25 protein-coding genes are annotated in these 26,710 nt (G+C 64.8%); 10 read left to right on the top strand and 15 right to left on the bottom strand.

The window, feature by feature from the left end; genetic code table 11:
- Positions 1-83 precede the first annotated feature (83 nt).
- The 12 genes from lpxL to ftsB all read right to left on the bottom strand — a co-directional run bounded on the left by lpxL (position 84) and on the right by ftsB (position 11,590).
- On the bottom strand, positions 84-998 hold the full coding sequence (lpxL, locus tag R5R73_RS05615) for an LpxL/LpxP family Kdo(2)-lipid IV(A) lauroyl/palmitoleoyl acyltransferase (protein ID WP_322529077.1): 915 nt from the start codon (positions 996-998) through the stop codon (positions 84-86).
- A 71-nt stretch (positions 999-1,069) separates the two neighbouring features.
- Complete coding sequence (alr, locus tag R5R73_RS05610) at positions 1,070-2,158, bottom strand: alanine racemase (protein WP_322529076.1); 1,089 nt, start codon at positions 2,156-2,158, stop codon at positions 1,070-1,072.
- A gap of 183 nt (positions 2,159-2,341) precedes the next feature.
- A complete protein-coding gene (locus tag R5R73_RS05605) occupies positions 2,342-3,817 on the bottom strand; it encodes a TolC family outer membrane protein (RefSeq protein WP_071231583.1) in 1,476 nt (491 codons plus the stop codon).
- A gap of 313 nt (positions 3,818-4,130) precedes the next feature.
- The gene (gene rpoS / locus R5R73_RS05600; protein WP_087717785.1) at positions 4,131-5,105 is read right to left on the bottom strand and encodes an RNA polymerase sigma factor RpoS; all 975 of its coding nucleotides are present in this window, start codon (positions 5,103-5,105) and stop codon (positions 4,131-4,133) included.
- A gap of 251 nt (positions 5,106-5,356) precedes the next feature.
- On the bottom strand, positions 5,357-6,517 hold the full coding sequence (locus R5R73_RS05595; RefSeq protein ID WP_322529075.1) for a peptidoglycan DD-metalloendopeptidase family protein: 1,161 nt from the start codon (positions 6,515-6,517) through the stop codon (positions 5,357-5,359).
- A 56-nt stretch (positions 6,518-6,573) separates the two neighbouring features.
- Entirely contained in the window at positions 6,574-7,494 is a 921-nt protein-coding gene (locus R5R73_RS05590; protein ID WP_247643221.1) for a DUF368 domain-containing protein, read from the bottom strand.
- Positions 7,491-8,126, bottom strand: a complete 636-nt coding sequence (locus R5R73_RS05585) for a protein-L-isoaspartate(D-aspartate) O-methyltransferase (RefSeq protein WP_244179800.1) — start codon at positions 8,124-8,126, stop codon at positions 7,491-7,493. The genes R5R73_RS05590 and R5R73_RS05585 overlap by 4 nt, the downstream gene beginning before the upstream one ends.
- A 19-nt stretch (positions 8,127-8,145) precedes the next feature.
- Entirely contained in the window at positions 8,146-8,898 is a 753-nt protein-coding gene (surE, locus tag R5R73_RS05580; protein WP_071230602.1) for a 5'/3'-nucleotidase SurE, read from the bottom strand.
- A 37-nt stretch (positions 8,899-8,935) separates the two neighbouring features.
- Complete coding sequence (gene truD / locus R5R73_RS05575; protein WP_322529074.1) at positions 8,936-9,997, bottom strand: tRNA pseudouridine(13) synthase TruD; 1,062 nt, start codon at positions 9,995-9,997, stop codon at positions 8,936-8,938.
- Positions 9,994-10,479, bottom strand: a complete 486-nt coding sequence (gene ispF, locus R5R73_RS05570) for a 2-C-methyl-D-erythritol 2,4-cyclodiphosphate synthase (RefSeq protein WP_071230600.1) — start codon at positions 10,477-10,479, stop codon at positions 9,994-9,996. Before ispF ends, truD begins: the two co-directional genes overlap by 4 nt.
- Complete coding sequence (ispD, locus tag R5R73_RS05565; RefSeq protein WP_322529073.1) at positions 10,476-11,270, bottom strand: 2-C-methyl-D-erythritol 4-phosphate cytidylyltransferase; 795 nt, start codon at positions 11,268-11,270, stop codon at positions 10,476-10,478. Before ispD ends, ispF begins: the two co-directional genes overlap by 4 nt.
- Positions 11,267-11,590, bottom strand: coding sequence for a cell division protein FtsB (gene ftsB / locus R5R73_RS05560; protein WP_071230598.1), 324 nt, complete (start codon positions 11,588-11,590; stop codon positions 11,267-11,269). The genes ispD and ftsB overlap by 4 nt, the downstream gene beginning before the upstream one ends.
- Before the next feature lie 163 nt (positions 11,591-11,753).
- On the opposite strand from ftsB, the gene R5R73_RS05555 reads away from it, so the two are divergent.
- A complete protein-coding gene (locus R5R73_RS05555; protein WP_322529072.1) occupies positions 11,754-12,077 on the top strand; it encodes a YqfO family protein in 324 nt (107 codons plus the stop codon).
- Positions 12,078-12,206: 129 nt separating this feature from the next.
- On the opposite strand, the gene R5R73_RS05550 is transcribed toward R5R73_RS05555, so the two are convergent.
- Positions 12,207-12,764 (bottom strand): NUDIX hydrolase, encoded by a 558-nt coding sequence (locus R5R73_RS05550; protein ID WP_071230597.1) that lies wholly within the window; start codon positions 12,762-12,764, stop codon positions 12,207-12,209.
- 112 nt (positions 12,765-12,876) lie between these two features.
- Between R5R73_RS05550 and R5R73_RS05545 the strand changes: the two genes are divergently transcribed.
- The gene (locus tag R5R73_RS05545; protein WP_322529071.1) at positions 12,877-13,533 is read left to right on the top strand and encodes a CoA pyrophosphatase; all 657 of its coding nucleotides are present in this window, start codon (positions 12,877-12,879) and stop codon (positions 13,531-13,533) included.
- Positions 13,534-13,540: 7 nt separating this feature from the next.
- Entirely contained in the window at positions 13,541-14,206 is a 666-nt protein-coding gene (locus R5R73_RS05540) for a 2OG-Fe(II) oxygenase (RefSeq protein WP_110631589.1), read from the top strand.
- 15 nt (positions 14,207-14,221) lie between these two features.
- On the opposite strand, the gene R5R73_RS05535 is transcribed toward R5R73_RS05540, so the two are convergent.
- Positions 14,222-15,607, bottom strand: coding sequence for an MFS transporter (locus R5R73_RS05535; RefSeq protein WP_071230594.1), 1,386 nt, complete (start codon positions 15,605-15,607; stop codon positions 14,222-14,224).
- 487 nt (positions 15,608-16,094) lie between these two features.
- On the opposite strand from R5R73_RS05535, the gene R5R73_RS05530 reads away from it, so the two are divergent.
- Positions 16,095-17,378 (top strand): MFS transporter, encoded by a 1,284-nt coding sequence (locus tag R5R73_RS05530; RefSeq protein WP_322529070.1) that lies wholly within the window; start codon positions 16,095-16,097, stop codon positions 17,376-17,378.
- Between the two features lie 12 nt (positions 17,379-17,390).
- Here R5R73_RS05530 and R5R73_RS05525 read toward each other — a convergent pair whose 3' ends face one another.
- Positions 17,391-18,293: a LysR family transcriptional regulator gene (locus tag R5R73_RS05525; RefSeq protein ID WP_322529069.1), complete on the bottom strand. Its 903-nt coding sequence runs from the start codon at positions 18,291-18,293 to the stop codon at positions 17,391-17,393.
- Between the two features lie 229 nt (positions 18,294-18,522).
- On the opposite strand from R5R73_RS05525, the gene R5R73_RS05520 reads away from it, so the two are divergent.
- The 6 genes from R5R73_RS05520 (at position 18,523) to R5R73_RS05495 (ending at position 26,633) form a co-directional block, all read left to right on the top strand.
- A complete protein-coding gene (locus R5R73_RS05520; RefSeq protein ID WP_322529068.1) occupies positions 18,523-20,058 on the top strand; it encodes an AbgT family transporter in 1,536 nt (511 codons plus the stop codon).
- A 57-nt stretch (positions 20,059-20,115) separates the two neighbouring features.
- Positions 20,116-21,462: an amidohydrolase gene (locus R5R73_RS05515; RefSeq protein ID WP_322529067.1), complete on the top strand. Its 1,347-nt coding sequence runs from the start codon at positions 20,116-20,118 to the stop codon at positions 21,460-21,462.
- A 14-nt stretch (positions 21,463-21,476) separates the two neighbouring features.
- Complete coding sequence (locus tag R5R73_RS05510; RefSeq protein WP_322529066.1) at positions 21,477-22,952, top strand: M20 family metallopeptidase; 1,476 nt, start codon at positions 21,477-21,479, stop codon at positions 22,950-22,952.
- 303 nt (positions 22,953-23,255) lie between these two features.
- Complete coding sequence (locus R5R73_RS05505) at positions 23,256-24,548, top strand: 3-dehydroquinate synthase (RefSeq protein ID WP_322529065.1); 1,293 nt, start codon at positions 23,256-23,258, stop codon at positions 24,546-24,548.
- On the top strand, positions 24,535-25,719 hold the full coding sequence (gene eboE / locus R5R73_RS05500) for a metabolite traffic protein EboE (RefSeq protein ID WP_322529064.1): 1,185 nt from the start codon (positions 24,535-24,537) through the stop codon (positions 25,717-25,719). The genes R5R73_RS05505 and eboE overlap by 14 nt, the downstream gene beginning before the upstream one ends.
- Entirely contained in the window at positions 25,629-26,633 is a 1,005-nt protein-coding gene (locus R5R73_RS05495; protein ID WP_322529063.1) for a UbiA family prenyltransferase, read from the top strand. The genes eboE and R5R73_RS05495 overlap by 91 nt, the downstream gene beginning before the upstream one ends.
- The last annotated feature ends 77 nt before the right edge of the window (positions 26,634-26,710 follow it).

Raw genomic sequence — 26,710 nt, 5'->3', positions numbered from 1 at the left:
CAAGCCACCCTCTCGTTCCGTGAGGGCTAACTAAGCCTTGTCGTTCATTGCGTTTTCGTCAAGTTTCGCGCTTGCCTGCCCGTTCAATAAAAGGACGCTTCACCCGGCGGACGGGTCTTGAAACGCCGGTGCAGCCACAAATACTGCTCGGGGTGACGGCGGATCGCCTGCTCGATGAAGGCATTCACCTGTGCGGCATCGGCGACATCGTCACCACTCGGGAAGTTCTCCAGCGGCGGCAGGTACTCGAGCGTGTAGGTCCGGTCGTCGGGATTGCGGTGGAACATGAGCGGCATGACGGGAGCGCCGGTCATTCTGGCGATCTTGGCCGTCAGCTTGATCGAGGCAGCAGGAATGCCGAAGAATGGCGCGAAGACGCTCACCTCGCGGCCGAAATCCTGATCCGGGGAATACCACACGGCATGGCCCGACTTGATCCGGCGAACGACGCCACGCAGGTCATGACGGTCGATGGCCGCGCCGAAGATGCCACGCCGGGCGCGGGTCATGAAGTCCTCGAACACCGGGTTGTCGTGAGGCCGGTAGACCACATCGGCGGGGAAGAACAGCGAATGCAGCGCGCCGCCGAGATCCAGCGTCGAGAAATGGATGCCGATGATCAACGCGCCCTTCCCCTGCGCCATGGCCTGCTCCATGTGCTCGGTGCCCTTGAAGGTCACGCGGTGGCGCAGATGCTCCGGGTCGCGGCACCAGCCGGTTGCGGTTTCGAGAATGCCGATCCCGTTGGCGATGAAAGTCTTCCTGACCAGCTCCGCGCGCTGCCGATCGTCCAGTTCGGGAAAGCACAGCGCCAGGTTGGTATCGGTGATATAGCGCCGCCGTTTGGCCAGCTTCCAGGTCAACAATCCGATGCCTCGACCCAGCGCCAGCTTGAGGCGCCAGGGCAGCAGCGCTCCCGCTCGCATCAGGCCGATGCCGAGCCAGGCCCCCCAGTAACGGGGATGCGCGTGATTGGCGGGATAGGTTTTCTTGGCCATGTTCCTTCCGATTCTCTATGAGTGCCGGGCTATGAATGCCGAATAGTGTAGCGAAATGAAGCGAACGGCCTCTACGCGCCTTCGTGATAACGTCGCGGCACCCTCGGCAGCAGCCCGGTCAGCAACGTATAGCCGATGGTATTGCAGTGGCCCGCGACCTCGTCGACGCTCAGCCCTCGGCCCCACAGCACCACCTCGCTGCCGATGCCGGCGTCGGGCAGGTGGCTGATGTCCACCGTCAACATGTCCATCGAGACGCGCCCCACCAGCGGGCAGCGCTGCCCATCGACCAGTATCGGCGTGCCGTCGGCAGCGTGGCGATCGTAGCCGTCGCCGTAGCCGGCAGCGACCACGCCGATTCGGGAAGGGCGAGAGGTGTGCCAGCGCGCGCCATAGCCGACCGGCTCCCCGCCGGACAATGACTGCACGGCGATCAGACGCGAGCGCAGCGTCATTACCGGCTTCAGCGAGACGCCCGGTGGCAGTTCGCCTTCCAGCGGATTGCTGCCGTAGAGCATGACACCGGGGCGATTCCATTGTCCGTGCGTCCGGGGCCTGGTCAGCGTGGCCGGCGAGTTGGCAATACAGACCGGCGCTTCGAGACGCTGGCGGACGGACTCGATCGTTCGCTGCTGGCGCTCGAACTGTGACGTATCGGCCTGATCGGCACTGGCGAAGTGGCTGATCAGATGGATATCCCGAACTCGATGAGAAGCCGCCTTCAATCGCGCCCAGCGGTCGGCGAACGACTCGGGATCGTAACCCAGCCGATGCATGCCGGAATCCAGCTTGAGCCAGACCGTCAACGGTTGTGCGGCGGGATGGTTCAGGACGGCGTCCAGTTGCCAGTCGCTGTGTACGACCTGCCACAGCTGCAAGGCCTCGACGCGGGCCAGTTCTTCGACCTCGAAGATGCCTTCCAGCAGCAGTATCGGCCGCTGGATGCCCGCTTCACGCAGGCTCTCGGCTTCTTCCAGCGAGGCGACCGCAAACGCTGGCGCCGCGCTCTCGAGCGCCTGGGCGCACGCCACGGCACCGTGACCATAGGCATTGGCCTTGATCACCGCCATGGAACGGCTTCCGGGTGCCAGTTCGCTGGCAATGGCGTAGTTGTGGCGCAGCGCGTCGAGATCGATATCGGCGATGAGAGGCCGGGCCATGAAACTTCCTTCGAAACGGGCAGAGGAAAACCGGCGGCTGCCACCGGTCGATCGTGGTCATTTTACCCTGCCTGACAGCCTTCGCGGCATCGGGAGACGATAAAGGCTGCCTCCGGAAACGACGACGCCGCTGCTGGGGCAGCGGCGTCGAGGCGACTTCCTGCGGACGCGATCAGAGCCGTATCAGGACGCCGGCGGCGGCGTGGGCCGCGCACCGATATCCTCGACGGAGGACGAGACGCCGGCATCGTCGACCTCCGTCAGCGATACGGGATTGCTGTCGCGCAGCCAGCGGTTGGTCGCACGGATCACGTCGAGATTCAGCACGCCGGTCTGCTGGCGCAGTTGCAGCAGGTCGGTGACGTAGGTGTAACGGGCGTCGGCGTAGTTGGAGATGGATTCGTAGAGCGACTGCTCGGCATCCAGCACGTCGACGATGTTTCGCGTCCCCACCTCGTATCCGGCTCGTGTCGCTTCCAGGGCACTGCGACTGGAGACGATGGCTTCACGCTGCGCCTCGACCGATTCCACGTCGTTGCTGACCTGGGCAAACAGGGAACGCACCTGCTGCATGGTGTAGCGACGCTGGTCCTCGAAGTCGTACTGGGTCGCTTCCAGCGTGTAGGTGTTCTCGCGTACCGCGGCGCTGGTCGAACCACCGGTGTAGATGGGCAGGTTGGCCTGCACGCCGATCTGCAGGTCTTCGTTATGGCCGCGAAGCTCGTCGCGGTCGTTGTTCGAGTAGGAGTAATCCGCGAACGCGTCCAGCGTCGGCAGGTGGCCGGCCTCGGCGATATCGACGCCGGATTTCGCCAGCTCGACCGCAGCCTGGGCGTATTGAATGGACGGGCTGCTGGACAGCGCCAGCTCGACCCAGTCGTCGCGACTGGCTGGTACGGGAGGCTGGATCGGCAGCTCGTCATCGAGCCCTTCGATGCTGTCGTACTGCTGCCCCGTCAGGCGCTCGAGCGTCTCGAAACTCACCTGCAGGTCGCTCTTGGCAGCGATACGCTGCGCACGTGCCGAGTCGAAGGCAGCCTTGGCCTCGTTGACATCGGTGATCGCCACCAGGCCGACGTTGAACTGCTCTCTGGACTGCTCGAGCTGCCGCCCGATCGCCTTTTCCTGGGCCTGGCGTGCTTCCAGCACTTCCTTGGCGCGCAGAATCTCGAAATAGGCCTCGGAGACATCGTAGAGCAGCTGCTGCTGGTCGATTTCCAGCTGCAGCGCCTGCTGGCCGACCTGCTTCTTGCTCTGCTGGTACTCGTACCAGTTGGTGGCATCGAACAGCGCCTGGGTAACGCTGACACCGATGCTGCTGCCGTTGTAATCCTCGCCGCTGGATGATGAGCCGGTACCGGCGGCGGCCTGGCTACCGCTCGAACCAGCGTAGCTTTGACTCTCCAGCGAGTCATAGCGATACAGACTCCCGGTGGCGCTGGCCTGCGGCAGCAGATCGCCGCGTTCCACATCCTGACCCGCTTCGGTGCTCTTGAACGTCGAACGCGATGAATTCAACGTTGCCGAATGCTCTAGCGCGTCCTGAGTGATGGTCAAGAGATCTGCCGCGTGAACCGAGGGGGCGAACGCTGCCACGACCAGCAGCGAAATGGCATGTCGCAGGGGAGAGCGCGACGGCAACGAGATGAGAGGCGACATCGAGAAATATCCTATCGTTGAGCACTGGTGACGATACGAATCCGGCTGTGCGAGTCCATGCAAGCATGCACCACAAGCCACGGATGTCGTCGGCATCGCCCAGAAACCCAATCATGGCTGTTTTTCTGGCGGACTCGAGACGCCAACGACCGTCGACGTCATCCGGGACCACACAACAAACGACCGAGGCGCCAGCAACACAGCTGACGCCTCGGCTTGAGGTTTACATACAATGCCGCATGTATGCGACCGGATCAATAGCATGGCCGGTCTTCACCGGCATTTGCGCATTCGTCATGTTCCCGGAACCGGCCTATTCGAAGATCGAATCCATCGACAGGCCCTGCTTTTCCAGCATCCGGCGCAGCTTCTTGAGCGCCTCGACCTGGATCTGGCGCACGCGCTCGCGCGTCAGGCCGATCTCTTCGCCGACCTCCTCGAGCGTGGCGGCCTCGTGTCCGCGCAGGCCAAAGCGGCGCAGAACGACTTCGCGCTGCTTGTCGCTCAGCTCGACCAGCCATTCGTCGACGTGCTGCTTGACGTCGTCGTCGACCAGGTTGGATTCCGGGCCGACCTCGTTCTCGTCCGCCAGCGTGTCGATCAGGGGCTTGTCGCTCTCGGCACCCATCGGATAGTCGACCGAGGAGACGCGTTCGTTGAGTCCCAGCATGCGTTTGACGGTGCTCACCGGCTTGTCGAGGAACTCGGCGATCTCTTCCGCGGTGGCCTCGTGGTCGAGCTTCTGGGTCAGCTCGCGAGCCGCGCGCAGGTAGATGTTGAGTTCCTTGACAACGTGGATCGGCAGGCGAATCGTGCGCGTCTGGTTCATCAACGCCCGCTCGATGGTCTGGCGAATCCACCAGGTGGCGTAGGTCGAGAAACGGAAACCGCGCTCCGGATCGAACTTCTCGACCGCACGAATCAGGCCCAGGTTGCCTTCCTCGATCAGATCGAGCAGCGACAGTCCGCGGTTGAGATAACGTCGGGCGATCTTGACCACCAGGCGCAGGTTGGACTCGATCATGCGCTGACGCCCCGCCGGATCGCCCTTCTGCGCAAGGCGGCCGTAATGCACTTCTTCTTCGGGCGTCAGTAGCGGTGAAAAACCGATTTCGTTGAGATAGATCTGTGTCGCATCGAGACTGTGGTGGTAGGAGTTTTCTTCACGGCTCAACGCTTTCTCGAAAGCGCTTTCATCATCCTTGCGACCCGTGTCGTCGCTATCGACTTCTGCGGTATCGACACCGTCGAGCTCGACATCCTGAATTTCCCGTTCAAGCATGCTCATGTCCACTACCCCCAATCTTGGCTACCTGAGTACCTCGCCATGGCAATCCCGCTCCATGGCGATCGCATGTTCCTTGCCGTTTCGAACTTCCCTAGGGGCCGTTGGATCCGCGCCTCGCCAATCATCTTTTCGAACACCGTCCTCGACGCCGCCTTCCGGGAGGGCTACGTTGAATGCGGATGTACGAATGCGGTCACTGACGTTGGATCCAGAAAGCCCTGTCACAGCGGTCTTGGGCGCCGATCCGAAGATCAGCGCGCAGGCAGGTATTGCAGTGGGTCTTGAGGTTGTCCGTTCACGCGAACTTCGAAATGTAGCTCGACTTGGTCAGCATCCGTCTGCCCCATGGTAGCTATCGTCTCTCCGGCCTCAACGACGTCGTTTTCCTTCACCTTCAACGAGTCGTTGTGTGCGTAAGCGCTCAAGAAGCGATCGTTGTGCTTGAGGATGATGAGGTTGCCATATCCCCGCACGCCATCGCCGGCATACACCACAATCCCTGGTCCGGCTGCTTTGACAGGTTGCCCCTTTTGACCGGCAATATCAATGCCGGGAGTGATGTTCGAATCATCGTCGAACCTGCCAACCACCTGGCCGCTGGCCGGCCACTGCCACGGCACGTTCTCGACCGGTTTGTAGGTCCGGTCCGAACGGTCCGGCGCCCCGCTGGGCTCGCCGGCCACTTCCGTGCCCGCATCGTTGCCGGATGCTGCCTGCGTGCCGCCTGAACTCATGGAAGCAGAAGAGGATGACGATCCCGTGTCAGCGGGTTTCGCAGCGGAACCGGCGTTGCCGGTCTGCCCGGAGCGCGTATCGGTACTGGCCACCGAGGCGCCCTGCGACGATCCCTTGCCAGCGACGTCCTGTTTGCCGTTCTGCGCCGTGACGGGGCCCGGCGCAGAAGACGAGGCATTGCTGCCGGCGGCTTGCCCGCCCTGCGGCGAAGCACTTTGCGCATTGCCCGAACCGGCATTGCCGGCGTCGGTCGTGGCGCCACTTCCTTCCGCGGGCAGCAGCCAGGATGGGTTGTCGACCTGTCCCGTCGCGGATTGAGACGAGCCAGCGCCGCTACCTGAACCGAGCCCCGTTGCGACCACACCGCGGCTGGCCACAGCCTGGCCGCCGCTGACACTGGCACCCGGCTTCAGCCGCAGCTGCTGTCCCGGCTCCAGGCGGTAGGGCGGCGAAATGCCATTGAGCTGGGCCAGATCGCGAAAATCGACCCGATTCTGCCAGGCGATGCCGTAGATCGTGTCACCGTTCTTGACCGTGTAGGTCGAACTCGGCTCGCTATTGCGGCTGATGGAGAGGTCCTGCACCTGCGGCCGGCCGCTCGAGGACGTGCAGGCGCTCAGCCCGACGGCGACAACGGGGAGAAGCCCCAGTAACAGTGCAGTTCGACGCTTGCTCATAGAAAAATTCCTTTTTTCGTGACGGAAAGCGGGCAGAAGGAAATCGAGGCGTCATGTCATGACGATGTCTTCCTGCGCTCTCCCAGGCACATTACCACCACGATGCCGATGATGATCAACACGGCCGCCAGCAGCCACTGGGACGGTTGCCCGGTTACCGCAGCGTAATCCGCAGGCATCAAGTAGTGATAAGCCAGCGCCACCTGCTGGTCATCGGCGCCCAGGCGGTAGCTTGCAATCTGCCTCCAGGGCCAGAGTTGCGGCAGCGAACCCAGGATGAAACCGACGATCGCCATCAGCGTGATCGCATGATAGTGGCGCAGCAGCCAGGACAGCAGGCGGGAAAAGGTGAACAGCCCCAGCAGACAGCCGGCGCCGAAGATGGCGATCAGCCCGACATCGAAATTCTTGATGCCGCTCATCACGGTGCCATAAAGCCCCATCACCAGCAGCAGAAAGCTGCCCGACACGCCCGGCAACAGCATCGCGCTGATGGCGATCGCGCCGGCCACGAACAGGGTGCCATCGCCCGCCCGGCTCATGTCCGGCAGCAGGCTCGGCAAGAGCGCCGCGATCGAGAGCCCAGCCAATACTGGAAGCAGGTAGCGCCAGCGCCAATGACCGACCTGTCGCATGACTGCCCAAGCCGATGCCAGCACCAGGCCGAAGAAGAACGCATTGAGCAGCAGCTCGTGATGCGTCATCAACCAGGTCACCAGATGCGCGATCGTCACCAGGCTGATGCCGATGCCCAGTACCAGCGGCACCAGAAAGCGCAGATTGAGATAGACGGCCAGCCCGGCGAGCCCCTGTCGGCGCCAGACGCCGAGCGCACCGGGGCCGAAGCGCTTGATGGTCTCGATCAGTTCCTCGTAGATCCCCACGACCAGGGCGATGGTGCCGCCCGAGACGCCCGGCACGGCATCCGCCGCTCCCATGCCCATGCCTTTCAATACGGTTTTTGCAATGCGCTTCAACGAATGACTCCCTCAAGCAACGGTACGAAACGCACCTCTTCGAGACGCTGGTGATCGAACGCCTGTCCACGCCGACGCACCCGGGTCAGCCACTGGCGCCCTTCGCGGTCTTCCAGCGGCGCGATCAGTACACCGCCATCCCGCAACTGGGACAGCAGTGGCTGGGGAAGCTCGCTGGCGCACGCCGTCAGCAGAACGACATCGAACGGCGCCGCCTGCGGCCAGCCCATGGCGCCATCGGCGTGGCGCAGATGGACGTTATGCGCACCCAGCCGCGCCAGGCGCTGCTGGGCGCGGGACTGCAGCGCCGCAATACGCTCCACGCTCCAGACGCTCTTGACCAGGCGCGACAGGATCAGCGTCTGGTAGCCGGAGCCGGTGCCGATCTCCAGCACCCGTTGCGGCTCGGCCAGCGCGACCAGCTCGCTCATCCGGGCCACAATCCAGGGTTGGGACAGCGTCTGCCCCAACCCCAGGGGAAGCGAGGTGTCTTCGTAAGCGCGATGGGCCAGGGCTTCATCGAGGAACAGGTGACGCGGCTCCGTCGCCATCACCTCCAGCACCTGCGCATGACGAATCCCGCCGGCCGATAGACGTTCGACCATGCGATTGCGGGTTCGTTGCGACGTCATGCCGACACCGCTCAATTCTTCAGGCGTGTGACAGACCATCCAGCCAGCCCTGTACGTCGTTCAGCGTTTCATGACGGGTCAGATCGGTTTGCAGCGGCGTGATCGAGACGAAGCCCGCCTCGATCGCCGCAAAATCGGTATCGGGTGCGTCGTCGGCGTTTTCCGAAACCGCCGCGATCCAGTAGCGGTCGCGCCCGCGCGGATCCTTCATGTGGATCGGCCGCGATGCCGGACCGCGATACCCCAGCCGGGTCACCCGGAATCCGCGAATCTCGCTCCACGGCAGGTCCGGCACGTTAACGTTGAGCAGGCTGCGCGGCGGCAGCGACAGGTTTTCCGCGGCCCCGACCAGACTGGCGGCCACCCGTCCGGCGGTCTCGAAATGGCGCTGCCCGCAGAGCGAAATGGCCAGCGCCGCCATGCCCAGGTTGCGCCCTTCCATGGCCGCGGCGACGGTGCCCGAGTACAGCACGTCGTCCCCCAGATTGGCGCCATGGTTGATCCCGGAGATCACCAGATCGGGCCTTTCCTCCCAGACCCCGTTGACGCCGAGATAGACGCAGTCCGCCGGCGTGCCGTCGACGCTGTAGAACCCGTTGTCCAGCGCGGTCAACGCCAGTGGCCGCGTCAGTGTCAGCGAGTTGCTGGCGCCGCTCATGTCTCGATCCGGCGCCACGACTCTCAGCCGGGCATGGTTTTCCAGCGCGCCGGCCAGGGCTCTCAATCCCGGAGCATGAACACCGTCGTCATTGGACAACAACAGTCTGCGCATCTTCTTTCCTCCTGGATGATGATCGATACCGGCGGCGTCAGATCAGCGTGGGGTGTCGAAACAGTTCACGAAGCACCGAAGTGGCGAAGGCGCCTCGCGGCAAGGTGAAGGAGAGCCGAACCGCCTCTTCTTCCCTTTCCCACTCGGCCTCCCCAAGCCGCAGCCGCAGTGGCCGCCGGTCGTGCCGCGCCCCGGCCTGGACCAGGTCGTCGCTCAGCTCGGCATGGCCGGTGGCGATGGCCGTTTCCCGCTCGGCCACCTCGCCTTCGCTCTCCAGCCGGCCGACGCCCCACAGCGGCCCGGTGGGGTGCAAGTCGCCGGCCTCGGCGCGGGCCAGCAGGTCTTCGCCGACCTGCGCGCTGGCGAAGCGGCTCGCGGTGCCGTTCAGATTCAGCACGTCGCCGGGCTGCGGGACACACCAGGTGCCGTCGGCAACACGCGCCGACAGCACCTGGTTGAAAAGATAGCTGCGAGCGGTGGAGAGCAGTAACCCCTGGGGATCCTGGCGCTTGCGCCAGCCCCGAGCCAGCAGTTGCCGAGCGCGCTGCAGGTTGCGCCCCGCCGGGCCGAAGCGCTGCGGGCCGAAATAGTTGGGCACACCCTCGGCCACCAGGCGGTCCCAGCGCGCGCGGGTCTCCGCCGCGTCGATGGCCTCGCCCCGGATTCTCAGATGGAAGCGGTTGGCGCGGTGTACGCCCCGTTTCAGCTTGCGCGGATGCCGCGCCGCCTCGAGACAGCGGACGCCGCGTTCGGCCAAACCTGCGTCCCACTCCGCAGGCGGCTCGCGACCGGGCAGCGCCAGCGAGAACCACTGCCGTGTCACCGCGTCGCGATCCTTGAGCCCGCTGAAGCCCACGTCCCGTACCGGGATATCGACCGCGCGGGCAAGCAGGCGAGCCAGATCCGGCGTGGTCATCCCGCGCTTCTCCAGCCACAGCCACCAGTGCTCGCCGTGGCCCTCCGGGGCGAAATCGAACTGCTCCTCGACCTGGAAGTCTTCAGGGCGCTGGCGATACTCGCCGGTGGCAGCCGGCACGCCCGCGACATAGCGCCAGTTCGGCGGCCAGGCGTCGGCCGAAGACATCGAGGGTTCGCTCATCGAGCGTCCGCGACCAGCAGTACCACCGCTTCCGCGGCGATGCCTTCACCGCGCCCGGTAAATCCGAGCCGCTCGGTGGTCGTCGCCTTGACGTTGACCGCGCCCAGCTCGACGTCCACGTCGGCGGCGATCGTCTCGCGCATGAGCGGGATCGACTCGGCCATGCGCGGCGCCTGGGCCATCAGCGTGGCATCGAGATTGCCGATCCGATAGCCGGCCTCGCGCACCAGCGCGACGACGTGGCGCAGCAGCGCTCGGCTGTCGGCGCCCTTCCAGGCCGGATCGGTATCCGGAAAGTGCCGTCCGATGTCGCCCAGCGCGCAGGCGCCCAGCAGCGCATCGCTGATCGCGTGCAGCAGCACGTCGCCATCGGAGTGGGCGACGAAGCCGCGGTCGAACGGCAGGCGAACCCCGCCGATCATCAGATGATCGCCCTCGCCAAAGCGATGCACGTCGAACCCGTGACCGATCCTGAAACTCATGCTTCCACTCCTTTTTGTCCGCTGACGGCTCCTTGCCCGCTGACGGCTCCTTGCCCGCTGACGGCTCCTTGCCCGCTGACGGTCGGCGCCGATCCCGACGCGGCTTCCGACTGCACGGCGAGTATGCGCGCCGCCATGGCCAGATCCTCGGGATGCGTGATCTTGAGGTTGTCGCGGCTGCCGGCGACCAGTCGCGGCGCCAGCCCCATGGCTTCGATCGCCGAGGCTTCGTCGGTCACCGTCATGCCGGTGGCCAGAGCCGCATCGAGCGCCTGGCGCAGCAGATCGAAGCGGAACACCTGCGGTGTCAGCGCGTGCCAGAGGCCGTCCCGCGGTTCGGTGTGGCTGATTCGTCCGCGCTCATCGGCGCGCTTCATGGTGTCGGCCGCCGGGGTCGCCAGCAGCGCGCCGATCGCCTCGTCCTCGAGCGCTTCCCGCAGTGCCTGCAGATCCTCGAGCCGCACGCAGGGCCGGGCGGCGTCATGCACCAGTACCCAGTCGTCGTCCGCCGCCTGTTCCACCAGCGTCGCGAGGGCGCGGCCCACCGTATCGGCGCGCTGGTCACCGCCGCCGACACGCTGCCAGTCTTCGAAAGGAACGTCGCGGGGGTCGAAGTATTCGTCGTCGGGATCGAGACACAGCCGCAGCGCGGCTTCGGGGAAGGCCTGATGCAGACGTTCGAGCGTGCGCGCCAGCACGCTCTTGCCCTGCAGCGTCAGATACTGCTTGGGACGGTCGGCCTGCATGCGCTGGCCGCGACCGGCGGCGGGCACGATCAACCACAAGGTCATGGCTGTGCGCCCCCCGTGCTGGCGGCGGGGCCGTTGCCGGGATCGTCGACACCGGTCACCCAGAAGAACTGTTCGTCCTGGCGGACCATGCCGATATCGCTACGCGCCCGCTCCTCGATGGCATCGAGCCCGTTCTTGAGGTCGACGACTTCGGCGGCGAGACGGTCGTTGCGCGCCTCGAGCCTGTCGGTGGTGCCTTCCAGGGCATCGGCGCGCGCCTGGATATCGTTGAATTCCCGGATGCCGCCCTCGCCGAACCACAGCCGGTACTGCATCAGCCCCAGCATGACAACCAATACCACAATGACCCATTTCCACATCGCCAAGGCTTCCGATCGGCTCGATTCATTTCGGACAGTTCATTCCCGGCAGGGCCCGGCCCTCGGCAAAGGGCGCAGCAGGCCGCTGTCGGAGCGCGGCTCATTATGCCATCATCGCCGGATGCGGCCCACCGCCACGACCGAATCCGGAGCCGACGACCTCATGTACAAACTGGCCTTCTTCGTTCCCGAATCCCACCTGGAGTGCGTCAAGGACGCGGTGTTCGCCAGCGGCGCCGGGCGCATCGGCGATTACGAGGCGTGCTGTTTCCAGATCCGTGGCGTGGGCCAGTTCCGGCCGCTCCCCGGCGCCCAGCCTCATATCGGTGACGTCGGTGCGCTGGAAAGCGTCGAGGAGTATCGGGTCGAACTGGTCTGCGAGGATCAGCGGATACGCGCGGCGATCAAGGCGCTGATCGACGCGCATCCCTATGAAGAACCGGCCTACGATGTCTGGCCGCTGAGCGATCCGGATTCCCTGCCCTAAATTTGACAAGATCGGTCCGAGACAGGATCGCCATCTCGCGGCCCGAGGGCGCGCTCAGAACCCGTTCACGATCTCGCGAGCCAGGATCAAACCAGGCGAAAATGGGTGTAGCAGATTGTGAACAGGTTCTCAGGCGGAGCCGAGGTAACGCTCCCTCTCCTCCTTGCCGATCTGGCTGAGGTGCAGCTCGAAGGTGCCCCGACGCCGATCATCGAAGAAGTGGCGCAGCGTGCGCTCGATAGTGGGGAAAGCCAGCTCGTCCCAGGGAATCTGCGTTTCCTCGAACAGCTCGACCTCGAGACTCTCCGGCCCGGCGGCGAAATCGCCGTTGAGATCGCCGCGGAAGATCATGTACACCTGATTGATGTGCGGCAGGCTAATCAGGGTATAAAGTGTCGGATCGTCGACGACGGCGCGGGCCTCTTCTCGCGTTTCCCGCAGCGCCGCCTGCTCCACGGTTTCCGCGTTCTCCATGAACCCCGCCGGCAGCGTCCAGAAGCCCTTGCGCGGCGCGATGGCGCGACGGCACAGCAGGATGCGCTCCCCGGCTACCGGCAGCGTGCCGGCCACGATGCGCGGATTCTGGTAATGGATGGTATGGCAGGCATCGCACAGGAACCGGGGGCGGTCGTCGCCGTCCGGAATCGCGAAACGCACGGTATGGCCGCAATGGCTACAGTAGTTCATAGAGTCTCGGGTTTATAACGCCTCGCGTGTCGGAGGGTTTCGAGTTCGCAGGAGCCGCCAGGCACCGTCGATCGGCACGTTGGTCAGTCCAGGGTCTGTTGAGTCAAATCGCATGTTAGAGAAAGTCCGTGAACGCCTGCAAGCACATCGCCCGCGTCGGTTGGACGGCGCCTACCCTCAGGCGGCCGTGCTTCTCCCCATCGTCGCGCGCCCCGAGCCAACGCTGCTGTTCACCCAGCGCACCGCGCATCTGACCCAGCACGCCGGCCAAGTCGCCTTCCCGGGCGGCAAGCGGGAGCCGGAAGACCGGGATCTGCTCGCCACGGCACTGCGGGAAACCCACGAGGAGATAGCCCTCCAGCCTGGACAGGTCGATGTCATCGGGCGTCTGAGCGACGTGATCTCGCTCCATGGCCTGCGCGTGACGCCTTTCGTCGGTCTGGTCGAGCCAGACCTGCCGCTGAAGGCGGAGCCGGGTGAAATCGCTTCGATCTTCGAGGTTCCCCTGCGCCACTTCATCGATGACCATCGTAGCCATACTGATGTCATTCCGGTCGACGACCAGCCCTGGTACGTACCCAGCTATCTTTTCGAGGACCGCATGATCTGGGGGTTGTCGGCCATGATGCTGGTGGAGTTGCTGGCCGTGGGTTTCGAAAGCGATATCGCGCTGGACCGCAAACCCACGCAAGGGGAGTTGCGCTACCATCCACAGCGCCGACGCCAGACCGCATCACGGTCCGGCCAGCCTGGCAAGATTCTCGAGTGAGAGCTTCATGACACCCAACGACGCCCATCACGCCTTCTGGGACAGCGCCCAGCTCCCCGCCTTGATCGACGGACTGGTGGAACGCGGCTGGTACGTCGGCGAGCGGTTTCTGGCCGCGGAGCTATGCCGGGAACTGCTGGAGGAACTGCAGCTGTTGCATCGGCAGGCGGCGCTTCAGGAAGCGGCCATCGGCCGTGGGGACGAGCGCATGCTGCGGCGCGACATTCGCGGCGACGCCATTCACTGGCTGGATCGGGAAAGCCTGGCGCAGCGACGCTACCTGGCGCTGATGGGCGAACTCCAGCAGCAGATCAACCTCGCGCTCTATGCCGGATTGTTCGAGTTCGAGGCCCACTTTGCCCACTATCCGCCGGGCGCCTTCTACCGCAAGCACTACGACAGCTTTCGCGGCCGGGCCAACCGCGTCATTTCGACCGTGCTCTATCTCAATCCGGACTGGCCGGCCGACGGCGGTGGCGAAATGGCGCTCTATGACGAACACGAGCCCGAGCGCGAGGTCGCCCGCGTACACCCGGAGGCCGGCACCTTCGCCTGCTTTCTCTCCGACCGCATCCCTCATGAGGTGCTGCCGACTCGACAGCCACGCGTCAGCATCGCCGGCTGGTTCCGCCGCAATGCCTCGCTGGGCGGCGTGATCGATCCGGCCCGCTAGTCGGGTCGCCGACGTCTAACGGCTGATGACACTTTCTCGGCTTTTCGCCGTGGCAGTCGCCGGGTCGTCTTCCACGTCGTCGTCTCTATCGCCACCCATGTCATCGGGAAGCGCCGTTTCCACGTCCGGCACCAGCTGCGACAGGTCTTCCTGGTGTTCGTGCTCGATCGCGCCCTGCACCAGTTCGTCGGTCACGCTGAGTTCGGCGCCCACCACCGACTGCTGCGGGTTGGAGGTGAACGGCGCCACCGGGATCGGCGCCGGGCGCCGGCTCCGACGCCAGACGAAGAATGCCACCAGCACCACACCAAGCCCGGCCAGCGCCATGAACAATCCCGCGTTGCCGGTATGCGTCATCAGTGGCGTGATTAGCGGCGGGCTTAGGGTCGCCCCCAACGCATTGATCAGCAGCAGCCCCTGGCTCATGCGGACCAGCGCGCCGGCCGGTGCGCGGTCGGCGGCATGGCTCACCGCCACCGGATAGAGCGCGAACACACCGCCGCCCACCAGAAACAGCACCGCCGCCAGCAGGCCGGGCAGATCCGGCAGCAGCATCACCCCGCCACACAGCACCGCCAGCACGACACCGATCAGAATCAGTACGATCTGGCGGTCATGCCGATCGGACCAGCGCCCGATGGGATACTGCAGCAACATGCCGCCAAGAATCACGATCGCCATCATCTCGCCGATCTGCTGCACTTCGAAGCCATTGCGCTGCAGATAGAGCGGCAGCAGGCTGTAGATGGCCGAGACCGCCAGCCCTGAGCCGAAACAGCCCATCACGCCGGTTGGCGTGACGGTGATCAGCCGCCAGGGCGACAGCGGCTCGGCATGCTCGATCAGCGGCGACACCCGCGGGATCATGCCCAGCGGCAGCACCGACAGCGACGCCAGCATGGCGATGATCATGAATGGCTGACTGGCGCCGGCATGGTCCGCCACGCCCAGCAGCAGTTGCCCGATCACCCCGGCGCCGTAAAGCGCGATCATGTAGAGCGCCAGCAGCCGGCCACGAACCCGCGTGTCGGCCGCGGTCAGCAACCAGCTTTCGATGACCAGATAGACACCCAGCGTCGCCCACCCGCCGATCAGGCGCAGCGTGAACCACAGCTCGGCGTTGAGCCATAGCCCCTGCAGCAGCACGGTTACCGCGACCAGCGATGCGAAGCAGGCGTAGGCGCGAATGTGGCCGATTCTCAGCAACAGCCGATCGTTCAACAGCGCACCGATCGCCAGACCGATGTAGTACGCGGCGGACACCCAGCCGATGGTGGTGACGGATTCACCGGCGGCGTCCAGACGCAGGGTAATCAACGATGCCAGGAAGCCATTGCCGATACCCAGGATGAAAAGACCGAGTAGCGGTGCCAGCGCCATGGAAAGCAACTGCCGAGACATAAGGCCACGAACCTCGAAAATGCACTTCGAACAAGGCCGGTGCGCAGCAGGCGCGGAGCCGGCGATTCCCAATGGATAGACTAGAACAGGATAAGACGCTCGCGTTGTGACGCCTCTCTCCGGATAACGGTTCGATACCTCGAAGGCGCGCCAGACACGAGGTCGAGAGCGAGCGAACTATACGCTCGCCCTCGCTCCAAAAGAAGTCGAAAAAACGTCGATGAATACCTCTATTGCGCCACTTTGGGGCAACCGCCCGCTCGGTCATTACCCGGCGTTATCCAAAGCCCTCGTTTGACAAACCGGAACCGCTATCAAGGCGTGTCTGTCCTGAAGAGCGCCTGTCGCGAGAAGATGACTGTCGCGAAACAAGGGGGCCATGCCATCCACCAGCGGCTTTTTGCCACAGGACGGCGTATGCTTGGACTATTCTAGCCATTAGCGTGCTAATTCGCGCCCCGCTCCCCTGCCTCACGACCAGGTCACCATGCCCGCAGACACCACCGACAGTCCCGACAGCCCCGTTTATCGCCAGCCCGGTTTCGCCCCCTTTCTCGCCTCGCGCGTCTGTGCGGTCTTCGCCATGCAGATCCAGGCGATCGTGGTGGCATGGCAGGTCTACGACATTACCCACGACCCGCTGACGCTGGGCTATGTCGGCCTGGCCCAGTTCCTGCCCATGGTGGTGCTGTTGCTGCCGGCCGGCGATGTCGTCGACCGTTTCGACCGCAAGCGAATCCTGCAACTCAGCTGGGCCGCCCAGGCACTCTGCAGTGGATTGCTGATTCTGCTATCGCTGAAACAACCCGACTCCGCGGTGCCGTTCTACGCGGTGCTGGTGCTGTTCGGCGCAGCCCGGGCCTTCACCGGGCCGACGCTGCAGAGCCTGCTGCCGCAGATCGTGCCGCGCGATCAACTGGGCAAGGCGATCGCCCTCAACTCCTCGATCATGAAGATCGGCGTGATCGGCGGCCCCATGCTCGGCGGCCTGCTGTACGCCTTCGGCCCGACGCTGACCTACAGCGTCAATCTGGGCTGCTTCCTCGTCGCCCAACTGGCGCTGGCCGGCGTGCCGGTGCGCTATGCCTTCGAGCGCATCCAGACCGACGATACCGCCTGGCAGCGCTTTACCGCCGGCATCCATTACATCCGCAACAAGCCGGTAATCCTCGGCGTCATCTCGCTGGACCTGTTCGCCGTACTGTTCGGCGGCATCGTTGCGCTGCTGCCGGTCTACGCCCATGAAATTCTGCATGTCGGCCCGGAAGGACTCGGCGCCCTGCGCAGCGCCATCGCCATCGGCGCCTTTCTGATGGGGCTCTATCTCGGCGTGCGCGCCATCAAGCGCCATGCCGGCATGATCATGTTCGCCGCCGTCGCCGTGTTCGGCCTCGCCAACCTGGTCTTCGCGCTCTCCCACTGGTTCTGGCTCTCGTTCGGCGCCCTGCTGATCGCGGGCGCCGCCGACATGATCAGCGTCTACGTCCGCCTGACGCTCTTGCAGCTGGCGACGCCGGACGAGATGCGCGGCCGGGTCAACGCCGTCAACATGCTGTTCATCGGCGCCTCCAATGAACTCGGGGAGTTCGAATCCGGCGTCACCGCGTCGTGGTTCGGCACCGTGCCGGCCGCGGTCATCGGTTCCGTCGGTACGCTGGCGATCGTCGGTCTGTGGATGTGGAGCTTCCCTGTCCTGCGGCGCGCCGACCGCCTCGATGGCGTCGAAGAGGAACCGGTGGAGAGCCCCACGGCGGCCCGCAAGGCGAGCTGATTCGCGAACGGCTCAAGCGCCCCGGCTCTCGAACTCGAACAGCCGCGCCAGCTGCGAGGCCACCGGCGTCAGCGGCACGCCACGGCGTTTGATCATGTGGAAGGTCGCCATCGGTAGCGAATCGTCCAGCGTCAGCTCCACCAGTTCACCCATGCCGTGCTGGGCAGTCATTTCGCTGGCAAAGGCGCCGACCATGTCACTGTGCTGGATCAGATTGAGCGAAGTGGTAAAGGAGTCGCACACCACGCTGACCTGATCACGCGAAAATCCGTGGCGTTCCAGCGTGTCGGCCAGATCGGCGTAGTAGCCGCTGCGCGCGGTGGGCAATACCCAGTCGCAGTCGATCAGTTCGCTGAGTCGCCGCGCCCCGCTCTTTGGATGATCGCGGCGCATGACCACCACGAACGGTTTCGAGAACAGTGGCAACGCCTCCAGGTCGTTGTCGAGCACGCCGCTGGAAACGGTGTTGATCGAAAAATCCAGCTCACCGTCGCGCAGCCCCGCCACCATCGACGACAACTGGCCCTCGATCACGCGCAACTTCACGTTGGGCAGTTCCCGCCGGAAGCGGCCGACCACCTGAGGCAGCAGCGTGCGTGCTACCGTCGCCGAGGCTCCCATCACGATCTGGCCGCGCAGCATGCCGTTCAGCTGTTCGACGTTCTCGCGCGCCCGGCGCAGTTCTTCGAGAATCAGATGAGCGTGCTGTTCGAAGGCGCGCCCGGACTCGGTCAGCGTCACCCCGTGGGAGGTCCGCAGCAGCAGTGCGGCCCCCAGACCCTCTTCCAGTTCCCGAATCGCCTTGGTCAACCCTGGCTGGGAAAGCCCCAGTTCACGCGCCGCCGCGCGAATGCTGCCGCGACGCGACACCTCGACGAAAGCGCGAATCTGATGGAGCTTGATCGGATACTGCATGACAACGGACTCCGATGTTCATGATCACCGCAGGTTATCACCAAAAAGTAATCGACATCTTTTGCAGATCTCGAGCCGGTTCTACTGTGTTTTCGGGTCGCAGACAGCGACCCCGCTCGATGCCCAGGTGCCATAACACAACCGACCGCCGGCTCCGAGCAACGCCATAGCGCGACATGACATCCGATCGGCCCAACCGATCCAACAACAATCGATTCAGGAGTGTCCCATGGAAGCGACCGCCTCCCGCGACGCCGCGCGCCCGCGGCTGTCGATCCGGTTGCTGAACGCTATCGAGCGTTTCGGCAATCGCCTCCCCGACCCGTTCATGATCTTCGTGATTCTCGCCCTGGTCGTGCTGATCGCCTCGGCACTGTTCGCCGCTGCGGGTGCCACCGTCGAACACCCCGGCAGCGGGGAAGTGGAAGCGATCCGCAGCCTGGTCTCCGGCGAGGGTATCCGGTTCATTCTTGACTCTATGCTCGACAACTTCACCGGCTTCGCCCCGCTCGGACTGGTGCTGTCGATGATGCTCGGCATTGGTCTGGCCGAGAAACTGGGCCTGCTGGAAACCCTGATCCGTCATACGATCCTGTCGGCGCCGAAGCGCCTGGTGACCTATACCGTCGCGTTCACCGGCATCATGATGAACGTCGCCTCCGACGCCTCGCTGATCCTGCTGCCACCGCTGGCCGCCATGGTCTATCACTCGCTGGGACGCCATCCGATCGCGGGTCTGGCGCTCGGTTTTGCCAGCGCCGGGGCGGGTTTCACCGCCAATCTGCTGATCGTCGGCACCGATGCCCTGCTTTCCGGGATCTCGACCGAAGCGGCACGCATCGTCAGCAGCGACATCACCGTGACCCCGGTGGACAACTGGTACTTCAACTGCGTCTCCGTGTTCGTGCTCACCATCGTGGCCGCCGTCGTCACCGAACGCGTCATCGAACCGCGCCTCGGCACCTATCAGGGCGATGTCGACAAGGTCGAAAACAACGAGCCGGAAAACGCCGGTCGCGGTCTGCGCAATACCGGCATCGCCGCACTGGTCTACGTCGCCGCCATCGCCACGCTGCTGTTCTGGCCGAACTCGCCGCTGCGCGGTGCGGATGGCAGCCTGATTCCATCACCGTTCCTCAGCGGCATCATCCCCATCATTCTGTTCTTCTTCATCACCGTCAGCGTGACCTGGGGGATCACCGTGGGCCGCATCAAGCGCTCCCGCGACATCTCCGAGAACATGGCCGAAGCGATGCGCGACCTGGGCAGCTATATCGTGCTGATCTTCGCCGCCTCGCAGTTCATCGCCTGGTTCAACTGGTCGCACATCGGCACCTGGATCGCGGTCAACGGCGCCGACCTGCTGACGGCCATGGACTTCACCGGATTCCCGGTCATTCTCTGCTATATCGTCTTCACCGCCTGCATGAACCTGCTGATCTTCAGCGGCTCTGCCAAATGGGCACTGGAAGCGCCGGTGTTCGTGCCGATGTTCATGCAGCTCGGCTATCACCCCGCGTTCGTGCAGGTCGCCTACCGCATCGCCGATTCGTCGACCAATATCATTTCGCCGCTCAACCCGTACATGATCGTGGTGCTCACCTTCATCCGGAAATACGACAAGGACGCCGGCCTCGGCACGCTGATGTCACTGATGCTGCCCTACACCCTGGCGTTCCTGAGTATCTGGATCCTGCTGCTGACCGCGTTCTATCTGCTGGGACTGCCTTACGGCCCGGGCATCACGACCTATCTGCCGTCCTGACGAAGGCCCGAACGTGAAAAGACGCAAGACGACAACGAACAGACGGAGAACTTCACCATGAGCACCGTTACCACGCCCGATCTGGAAACCGCGGTCGCAGCCCTGTTGCCGCAGTTGAAGACCTGGCGACGCGATTTCCACCGCCACGCCGAATCGGGCTGGATCGAATTCCGCACCGCCTCGATCGTCGCCGAAGAGTTGGAGCGGCTCGGCTATCGGGTCAGCGTCGGTCGTGACGTGATCGACGCCGACAGCCGCATGGGCGTTCCCGAGCCCGAAGTGCTGGCCCGGGCGCTCGACCGCGCCCGCGACCAGGGCGCCATCGAACGCTGGCTGCCGGCACTCGCCGGCGGTTACACGGGCGTCGTGGCCGAGCTGGATACCGGTCGCCCGGGGCCGACATTCGCCTACCGCGTCGACCTGGACGCGCTCGATCTCGACGAGTCCCGCGACGACGACCACCGCCCCGTCCGCGAGGGATTCGCCTCCTGCAACGATGGCATGATGCACGCCTGCGGCCACGACGGTCACACCACCATCGGTCTCGGCCTGGCACGTCTGTTCGTCGAGCTGAAATCGCAGTTGAGCGGCCGTATCAAGCTGATCTTCCAGCCCGCCGAAGAGGGCGTGCGCGGCGCCAGGTCGATGGTCGAAGCCGGCGTGCTCGACGACGCCGATATCTTCATCGCCACCCATATCGGCACCGGCGTGGCCAAGGGGACCGTCGTCTGCGGTCACAACGGCTATCTCGCCACCACTAAGCTCGACGCCACCTTTACCGGCGTGCCCGCCCATGCCGGCGCCAACCCGGAGGCCGGCAACAATGCGCTGCTGGCCGCCGCCCAGGCGGCACTCGGCCTGCATGCGATTCCGCGTCACAGTGCCGGCGCCTCGCGCATCAATGTCGGCGTGCTAAACGCCGGCAGCGGCCGCAACGTGGTGCCGGCTACCGCGACGCTCAAGCTCGAGACCCGTGGCGAGACCAGCGAGATCAACGACGAGATGCAGCGTCGGGCGCTGGACGTGCTGCGCGGCGCGGCAGCGATGCAGGGAGTGAAGATGACCTACTCCCTCGCGGGCGAGGCGCGCAACTGCGAGCCGAGCCCCGAACTGGTCGATTTCATACAGGAACGGATTGCCGACCTTCCCGGCATCGACAGCGTGATTCCCGTCGAGAATCGCCCTTCCGGCTCCGAGGATGCCACCACCATGATGCAGCGCGTGCGCGAGCGTGGCGGCCTGGCCACCTACATGGTGTTCGGCACCGACCTCGCCGCTGGCCATCATCATCAGCGCTTCGATTTCGACGAGGACGTGCTTCCGCTGGCCATTCGCACCCTGGCGCATCTGGCACTGCAGGCAGACGACGCTGCACTACGCCGCCGACGTACCGAGACGCTTTGAGGAGAGAGAACCCCATGGACGCAACTGCTACCGACACCACGACCCAGCGACTCGATGCCTTGATCGAAGGCAAGCGCGATCGCTTCATCGACTACGCCAACCAGGTATGGGAATACGCCGAGACGCGTTTCGAGGAGGGTCGCTCGGCGTCGACACTGAGCGAAGCGCTGGAAGCCGAAGGGTTTCAGGTCGAACGAGGCATCGCTGGCATCGATACGGCCTTCGTCGCCAGCTACGGCAGCGGCAAGCCGGTCATCGCGCTGCTCGGCGAGTATGACGCCTTGGCCGGACTCAGCCAGCGCGGTGAAGCGAGCGATGCGGAACCGCTGATCCCCGGCGGCAATGGTCATGGCTGCGGGCATAACCTGCTCGGCGTCGCCGCGCTCGCTGGCGCTGTCGGCATGCGCGACTATCTGGAAGAACGCCGGTCGCAACAGGGTCTGTCCGGCACGATCCGCTTCTATGGCTGTCCCGGCGAGGAAGGCGGCTCCGGCAAGACCTTCATGGTGCGCGAAGGCGTCTTCGACGATGTCGATGCCGCCCTCACCTGGCATCCGCAAGCGTTCAACGCCATCTTCTCGACCCCGACGCTGGCCAATATCCAGGCCTACTTCCGCTTCAAGGGCACCTCCGCCCACGCCGCCAACTCGCCGCATCTCGGTCGCAGTGCGCTGGATGCGGTGGAACTGATGAACGTCGGCGCCAACTATCTGCGCGAGCATGTGGTGCCGGACGCCCGCTTCCACTACTCGATCACCCGCACCGGCGGCGCTTCGCCGAACGTGGTTCAGGCCGAGGCGGAGGTGCTTTACCTGATGCGCGCGCGACGCATGGCGGATGTCCAGTCGATTTTCGAGCGTATTCAGAAGATCGCCGAGGGCGCGGCGCTGATGACCGGAACCGAGGTCGAGATGGTGTTCGACAAGGCATGCTCCGGATATCGTCCGAACCGCACGCTGGAAAGCGTGATGCAGGCCCGGTTCGAGGCGTTCGGCCCGCCGCGCCACGATGCGGAAGAAAAGGCCTACGCCGAACGAATCAAGGCGACCGTCAGCGAGGACGACCTGCGCACGACCTACGCCAACATCGTCAGCGCCGGCGGAGAGGCCGCCGAAGCGTACGTCGACGGGCTCGCCGACAAGGCGCTGGTCGAGGATCTCGCGCCGTACAGCGCCAGCGAAGCACTGATGTACGGCTCCACCGATGTCGGTGACGTGAGCTGGGTGGTGCCGACGGCCCAGTGCTACGTCAACTGCTTCGCGCTGGGCACGCCACTGCACACCTGGCAGGTAGTCGCGCAGGGACGCAGTTCGCTGGGCCACAAGGGCATGCTGCAGGCGGCCAAGGTGATGGCCGGCACCGCCGTCGCGCTACTGGAAAATCCCGCCATCCTGGCCCGGGCGCGCGAGGAATTGAACGCCGCCACACGCCGGGAACCCTATCGCTGCCCGATTCCCGCCGATGTCACTCCGTCGCCGCTGAAAGGGTGATCGCGAGAAAAACCGACGCGCGAGATCGCCGTTAAACCCCAGGCGGCGCAAGGAGTTAGCGCCGCCTTTTTTTCACCATCGCAGACGCTGTGATCTATCACGGCGGACGTTTTGATGAGTACCGACACGCCCAAAAACCCCATACGCTGCTAATACTTCGTAGCAGAAGAACCATTCTTGTCGCCTGCCCCACGAAACCCCGAAGCTAACCCCGTAAAACCCAGGCCAAGGCCAAGCGCGACCGCCCCCTAATGAAGCGGTCCGCCTTTTTGTTTTCGGACCCCTTACGCAGGCGATAACTTCATGAACCGGCCCGCTTTATCGTTTTCGATCGATGGCAATGTCGCTATCGACCCTCCGCCTTTCGCGATGCAGCCGAAGCCAGTACGGCAACTCGACACCTCGCAAATCTCTTCATCGTCGGAAGTCCATTGGCAGCGATTTTCCGTCGCTTACGATTATCCCATCGCGTTTACCCGAGAGATCTTTTCTCCCGACAACCCTCTGCTGGCCGACGCCATCTCGCGCAAGGAACCGCGCAAGACTCATCGTTGCCTGATCTACGTCGACGCCGGCATCGCCGCTACCTGGCCGGATCTGACAACACGGATCAACGCCTACTTCGCCGCCCATGCCAGCCGCATGACCCTGCTCGCAGCGCCGATCACCGTACCCGGCGGGGAAGCGATCAAGGCCGACCTCGAGACGGTCAACGGCGTGCTGGAAGACATCCGGCACTACGGCGTCGATCGCCACGCCTATGTCATCGTCATCGGCGGCGGTGCGGTGCTGGATGCGCTCGGTCTCGCGGCCGCCATGGGGCATCGCGGCGTGCGCCTGATCCGGCTACCGACCACCGTGCTGTCCCAGAACGACAGCGGCGTCGGGGTCAAGAACGCCGTCAATTTCCAGGGTTGCAAGAACTTCATCGGCACCTTCGCCCCGCCGTGGGCCGTGCTCAACGACTTCGACTTCCTGTGCACGCTTTCGCGCCGCGACCGGCTCGCCGGCATTGCCGAGGCGATCAAGGTGGCGCTGATCCGCGATGGCGCCTTCTTCGACTGGCTGGAGGCCAACGCCGATTCGCTGGCCGAGTTCGATCCACGCACCGAGGAGATCATGATCCGCCGCAGCGCCGAGCTGCACATGCAGCAGATCGCTCGCGGTGGCGATCCGTTCGAACAGGGTTCGTCGCGCCCGCTGGACTACGGCCACTGGTCGGCACACAAGCTCGAGGCGCTGACTCACCACGGCATCAGCCACGGTGAAGCCGTCGCCATCGGTATCGCGCTCGATGCCCGCTATTCCGTGCTCAAGGGGCTGCTGCCCGCCGGCGCCGAATGGCGCGTGGTGTGGCTGTTGAAGCGCCTGGGTCTGCCGGTCTTCCATGCCCAGTTGCTGGAGATCGGTGACGATGGCCAGCCTGCCATCCTGGCGGGCCTCAGGGAGTTCCAGGAACATCTCGGCGGCGAACTGACGATCACGCTGCTGGCCGGCCTGGGCCGTGGACACGATGTTCACAGGATCGACGACACCATGATGACAGCCGCGATCGACTGGCTGCGCGAAGAGGCGAACCGCCATGCAGCTGCCTGACGATCTGGGTCAACTGACCTACTGTCTCAACATCCACCCGACCCAGACCTGGGAAGCGGTGCGCGGCGCCCTGCTCGGGCCGGTCAAGCGCGTGCGGGATGCCCTCTCTCCCGACGCGACCTTCGGCGTGGGGCTGCGCCTTTCCGCCCAGGCGCTGGAGGAGCTTCGCGCCCCCGATGCCCGCGCCGAACTCAAGGAGATCCTGGCGCGGGAGAACTATCGCGTGGTGACCATGAACGGCTTCCCGTTCGGCCCCTTCCACGGCATTCCGGTCAAGCAGAACGTCTACCAGCCCGACTGGAAACAGCGGGCTCGGCTGGACTACACCTGCTGGCTGGCCGACCTGCTGGCGGAACTCGGCGTCGCCGGCGATACCGTGAGCCTGAGCACCGTCCCCGGCACCTACAAGCCGCTGGCCGAGGGCGCCGAGGCCCAGATGGCGGACAATCTGCTCAAGGCCGTCTCCCACTGCGTCGAGCTCGAGCGCCGGAGCCAGGTCACCATCGCCATCGCCCTGGAACCCGAGCCCCACTGCTTCCTGGAAACCATCGAGGAAACCTTGGCGTTCTTCCGCGACTGGCTCTATTCCGATGCTGCCGCCGGCCGATTGAGCGAGCTCAGCGGGCTGTCGAGCGACGAGGCGAAACAGGCGCTGCCGCGGCATCTGGGCGTCTGCTACGACGTCTGCCATGCGGCGGTGGAATTCGAGGACCCGGCCGCCAGCATCGAAGCCCTGCGCACGGCCGGCATTCCCATCCACAAGCTGCAGCTGAGCGCGGCGCTGCGGATCCCGAAATTCGACGCCGCGAAGCGAGAGGCGCTGGCGCCGTTCTGCGAACGCACCTATCTGCATCAGGTCGTGGTCGCCAGCGAAAGCGGACTGGTGCGATACGCGGACCTGCCCGAGGCGCTGGCTGACGAGGCCCGCATCGACGGCGAGGAGTGGCGGATTCATTACCACGTGCCGATCTTCGTGGAGGCGATCCCGCCGTTCGAGACCACGCAGTCGTTTCTCGCCGACATTCTCGCCCTTCATCGTCAGCAACCGATTTCGCAGCATCTGGAAGTGGAGACCTACACATGGCAGGTATTACCGGAGACTCTACGCACCGAGAGCGTGGAGAAGGCGGTGGCGCGGGAGCTGACCTGGGTCAAGCAGCAGCTGATCTGAGACCGGCCGGTGCGATAACAGCGGACTCGACGACACTGCGTTCGAAAACCAGCGTCTGGCTGGAGCTAGGGCGGGTTTCCAATCTCCCCACGGTCTGGAGCAACGTGCTGGCCGGCGCCGTGCTGGCCGGCGCAAGCGCCGGCGCGCTCTGGCAGTCCACCACCGCCCTGCCGTTGTTGCTGGCTCTGACGCTGTTCTATCTCGGCGGCATGTATCTCAATGACGCCTGCGATGCCGAGATCGATGCCCGCGAGCGCGCCGATCGCCCAATCCCGCGAGGGGACGTCGACCGCCTGACCGTCGCACTGCTGGGAGCCGGGATGCTCGCGCTGGGGAGCCTGCTGCTGTTCATGAGCCATCTCTCCGCCGGGCTGACAGGGCTGGCGCTGATCGCCGCGATCCTGAGCTATGACTGGTGGCACAAGCGCATCGGCTGGAGCCCGCTGCTGATGGGGGCGTGCCGTCTGCTGACCTACCTGACCGCGGCGCTGGTCGTCACCAATACGCTCAACGACATGGTGGTCTGGGGGGCGATCGGCCTTGCCTGCCATGTCATCGGCCTGACCTACGCCGCTCGCCAGGAGGCCTACGACCGGCTGGGCGCGGCCTGGCCGCTCGGTGTGCTGGCCGTGCCGGTCGTGTTCATGCTGGCCGCCATGCTGACCGGCCCCGAACCCTCGCTGCTTGCCCTGGCGCTGTGGCTGGGCTATCTGGCCTGGGGAGCGCGCTGCCTGATGTGGCTGTTCCGCCGGGCGCCGGGAGACGTGCCTCGCGCCGTCGTGGGTCTGATCGCCGCCATTTCGCTCTATGACGCCACGCTGATGGCGGCCATGGGCGCGACCGCCATGGCATGGCTGGGAGTGCTGGCCTTCGCTGCGACGCTGGCGCTGCAACGGGTGACTTCCGGGACCTGAGGTCGGGCGCGGTCGGCGTCACTATTCCGAAGTGAACAAGGCCGGGCAGACATCTCCGCGATGTCTGCCCGGCCTTT

Source organism: Salinicola sp. LHM (genome assembly GCF_034479735.1).
Classification (GTDB): domain Bacteria; phylum Pseudomonadota; class Gammaproteobacteria; order Pseudomonadales; family Halomonadaceae; genus Salinicola; species Salinicola salarius.
The sequence above is the reverse complement of the archived record's forward strand: the minus strand, read 5'-3'. Positions and strand labels throughout refer to the sequence as shown.

What these genes read in the sequence shown, in the direction of transcription:
- lpxL (WP_322529077.1), bottom strand. Translation starts at nt 998, where the DNA reads ATGGCCAAGAAAACCTATCCCGCCAATCACGCGCATCCCCGTTACTGG.
- alr (WP_322529076.1), bottom strand. Translation starts at nt 2,158, where the DNA reads ATGGCCCGGCCTCTCATCGCCGATATCGATCTCGACGCGCTGCGCCAC.
- R5R73_RS05605 (WP_071231583.1), bottom strand. Translation starts at nt 3,817, where the DNA reads ATGTCGCCTCTCATCTCGTTGCCGTCGCGCTCTCCCCTGCGACATGCC.
- rpoS (WP_087717785.1), bottom strand. Translation starts at nt 5,105, where the DNA reads ATGAGCATGCTTGAACGGGAAATTCAGGATGTCGAGCTCGACGGTGTC.
- R5R73_RS05595 (WP_322529075.1), bottom strand. Translation starts at nt 6,517, where the DNA reads ATGAGCAAGCGTCGAACTGCACTGTTACTGGGGCTTCTCCCCGTTGTC.
- R5R73_RS05585 (WP_244179800.1), bottom strand. Translation starts at nt 8,126, where the DNA reads ATGACGTCGCAACGAACCCGCAATCGCATGGTCGAACGTCTATCGGCC.
- surE (WP_071230602.1), bottom strand. Translation starts at nt 8,898, where the DNA reads ATGCGCAGACTGTTGTTGTCCAATGACGACGGTGTTCATGCTCCGGGA.
- truD (WP_322529074.1), bottom strand. Translation starts at nt 9,997, where the DNA reads ATGAGCGAACCCTCGATGTCTTCGGCCGACGCCTGGCCGCCGAACTGG.
- ispF (WP_071230600.1), bottom strand. Translation starts at nt 10,479, where the DNA reads ATGAGTTTCAGGATCGGTCACGGGTTCGACGTGCATCGCTTTGGCGAG.
- ispD (WP_322529073.1), bottom strand. Translation starts at nt 11,270, where the DNA reads ATGACCTTGTGGTTGATCGTGCCCGCCGCCGGTCGCGGCCAGCGCATG.
- ftsB (WP_071230598.1), bottom strand. Translation starts at nt 11,590, where the DNA reads ATGTGGAAATGGGTCATTGTGGTATTGGTTGTCATGCTGGGGCTGATG.
- R5R73_RS05555 (WP_322529072.1), top strand. Translation starts at nt 11,754, where the DNA reads ATGTACAAACTGGCCTTCTTCGTTCCCGAATCCCACCTGGAGTGCGTC.
- R5R73_RS05550 (WP_071230597.1), bottom strand. Translation starts at nt 12,764, where the DNA reads ATGAACTACTGTAGCCATTGCGGCCATACCGTGCGTTTCGCGATTCCG.
- R5R73_RS05545 (WP_322529071.1), top strand. Translation starts at nt 12,877, where the DNA reads ATGTTAGAGAAAGTCCGTGAACGCCTGCAAGCACATCGCCCGCGTCGG.
- R5R73_RS05540 (WP_110631589.1), top strand. Translation starts at nt 13,541, where the DNA reads ATGACACCCAACGACGCCCATCACGCCTTCTGGGACAGCGCCCAGCTC.
- R5R73_RS05535 (WP_071230594.1), bottom strand. Translation starts at nt 15,607, where the DNA reads ATGTCTCGGCAGTTGCTTTCCATGGCGCTGGCACCGCTACTCGGTCTT.
- R5R73_RS05530 (WP_322529070.1), top strand. Translation starts at nt 16,095, where the DNA reads ATGCCCGCAGACACCACCGACAGTCCCGACAGCCCCGTTTATCGCCAG.
- R5R73_RS05525 (WP_322529069.1), bottom strand. Translation starts at nt 18,293, where the DNA reads ATGCAGTATCCGATCAAGCTCCATCAGATTCGCGCTTTCGTCGAGGTG.
- R5R73_RS05520 (WP_322529068.1), top strand. Translation starts at nt 18,523, where the DNA reads ATGGAAGCGACCGCCTCCCGCGACGCCGCGCGCCCGCGGCTGTCGATC.
- R5R73_RS05515 (WP_322529067.1), top strand. Translation starts at nt 20,116, where the DNA reads ATGAGCACCGTTACCACGCCCGATCTGGAAACCGCGGTCGCAGCCCTG.
- R5R73_RS05510 (WP_322529066.1), top strand. Translation starts at nt 21,477, where the DNA reads ATGGACGCAACTGCTACCGACACCACGACCCAGCGACTCGATGCCTTG.
- R5R73_RS05505 (WP_322529065.1), top strand. Translation starts at nt 23,256, where the DNA reads ATGAACCGGCCCGCTTTATCGTTTTCGATCGATGGCAATGTCGCTATC.
- eboE (WP_322529064.1), top strand. Translation starts at nt 24,535, where the DNA reads ATGCAGCTGCCTGACGATCTGGGTCAACTGACCTACTGTCTCAACATC.
- R5R73_RS05495 (WP_322529063.1), top strand. Translation starts at nt 25,629, where the DNA reads ATGGCAGGTATTACCGGAGACTCTACGCACCGAGAGCGTGGAGAAGGC.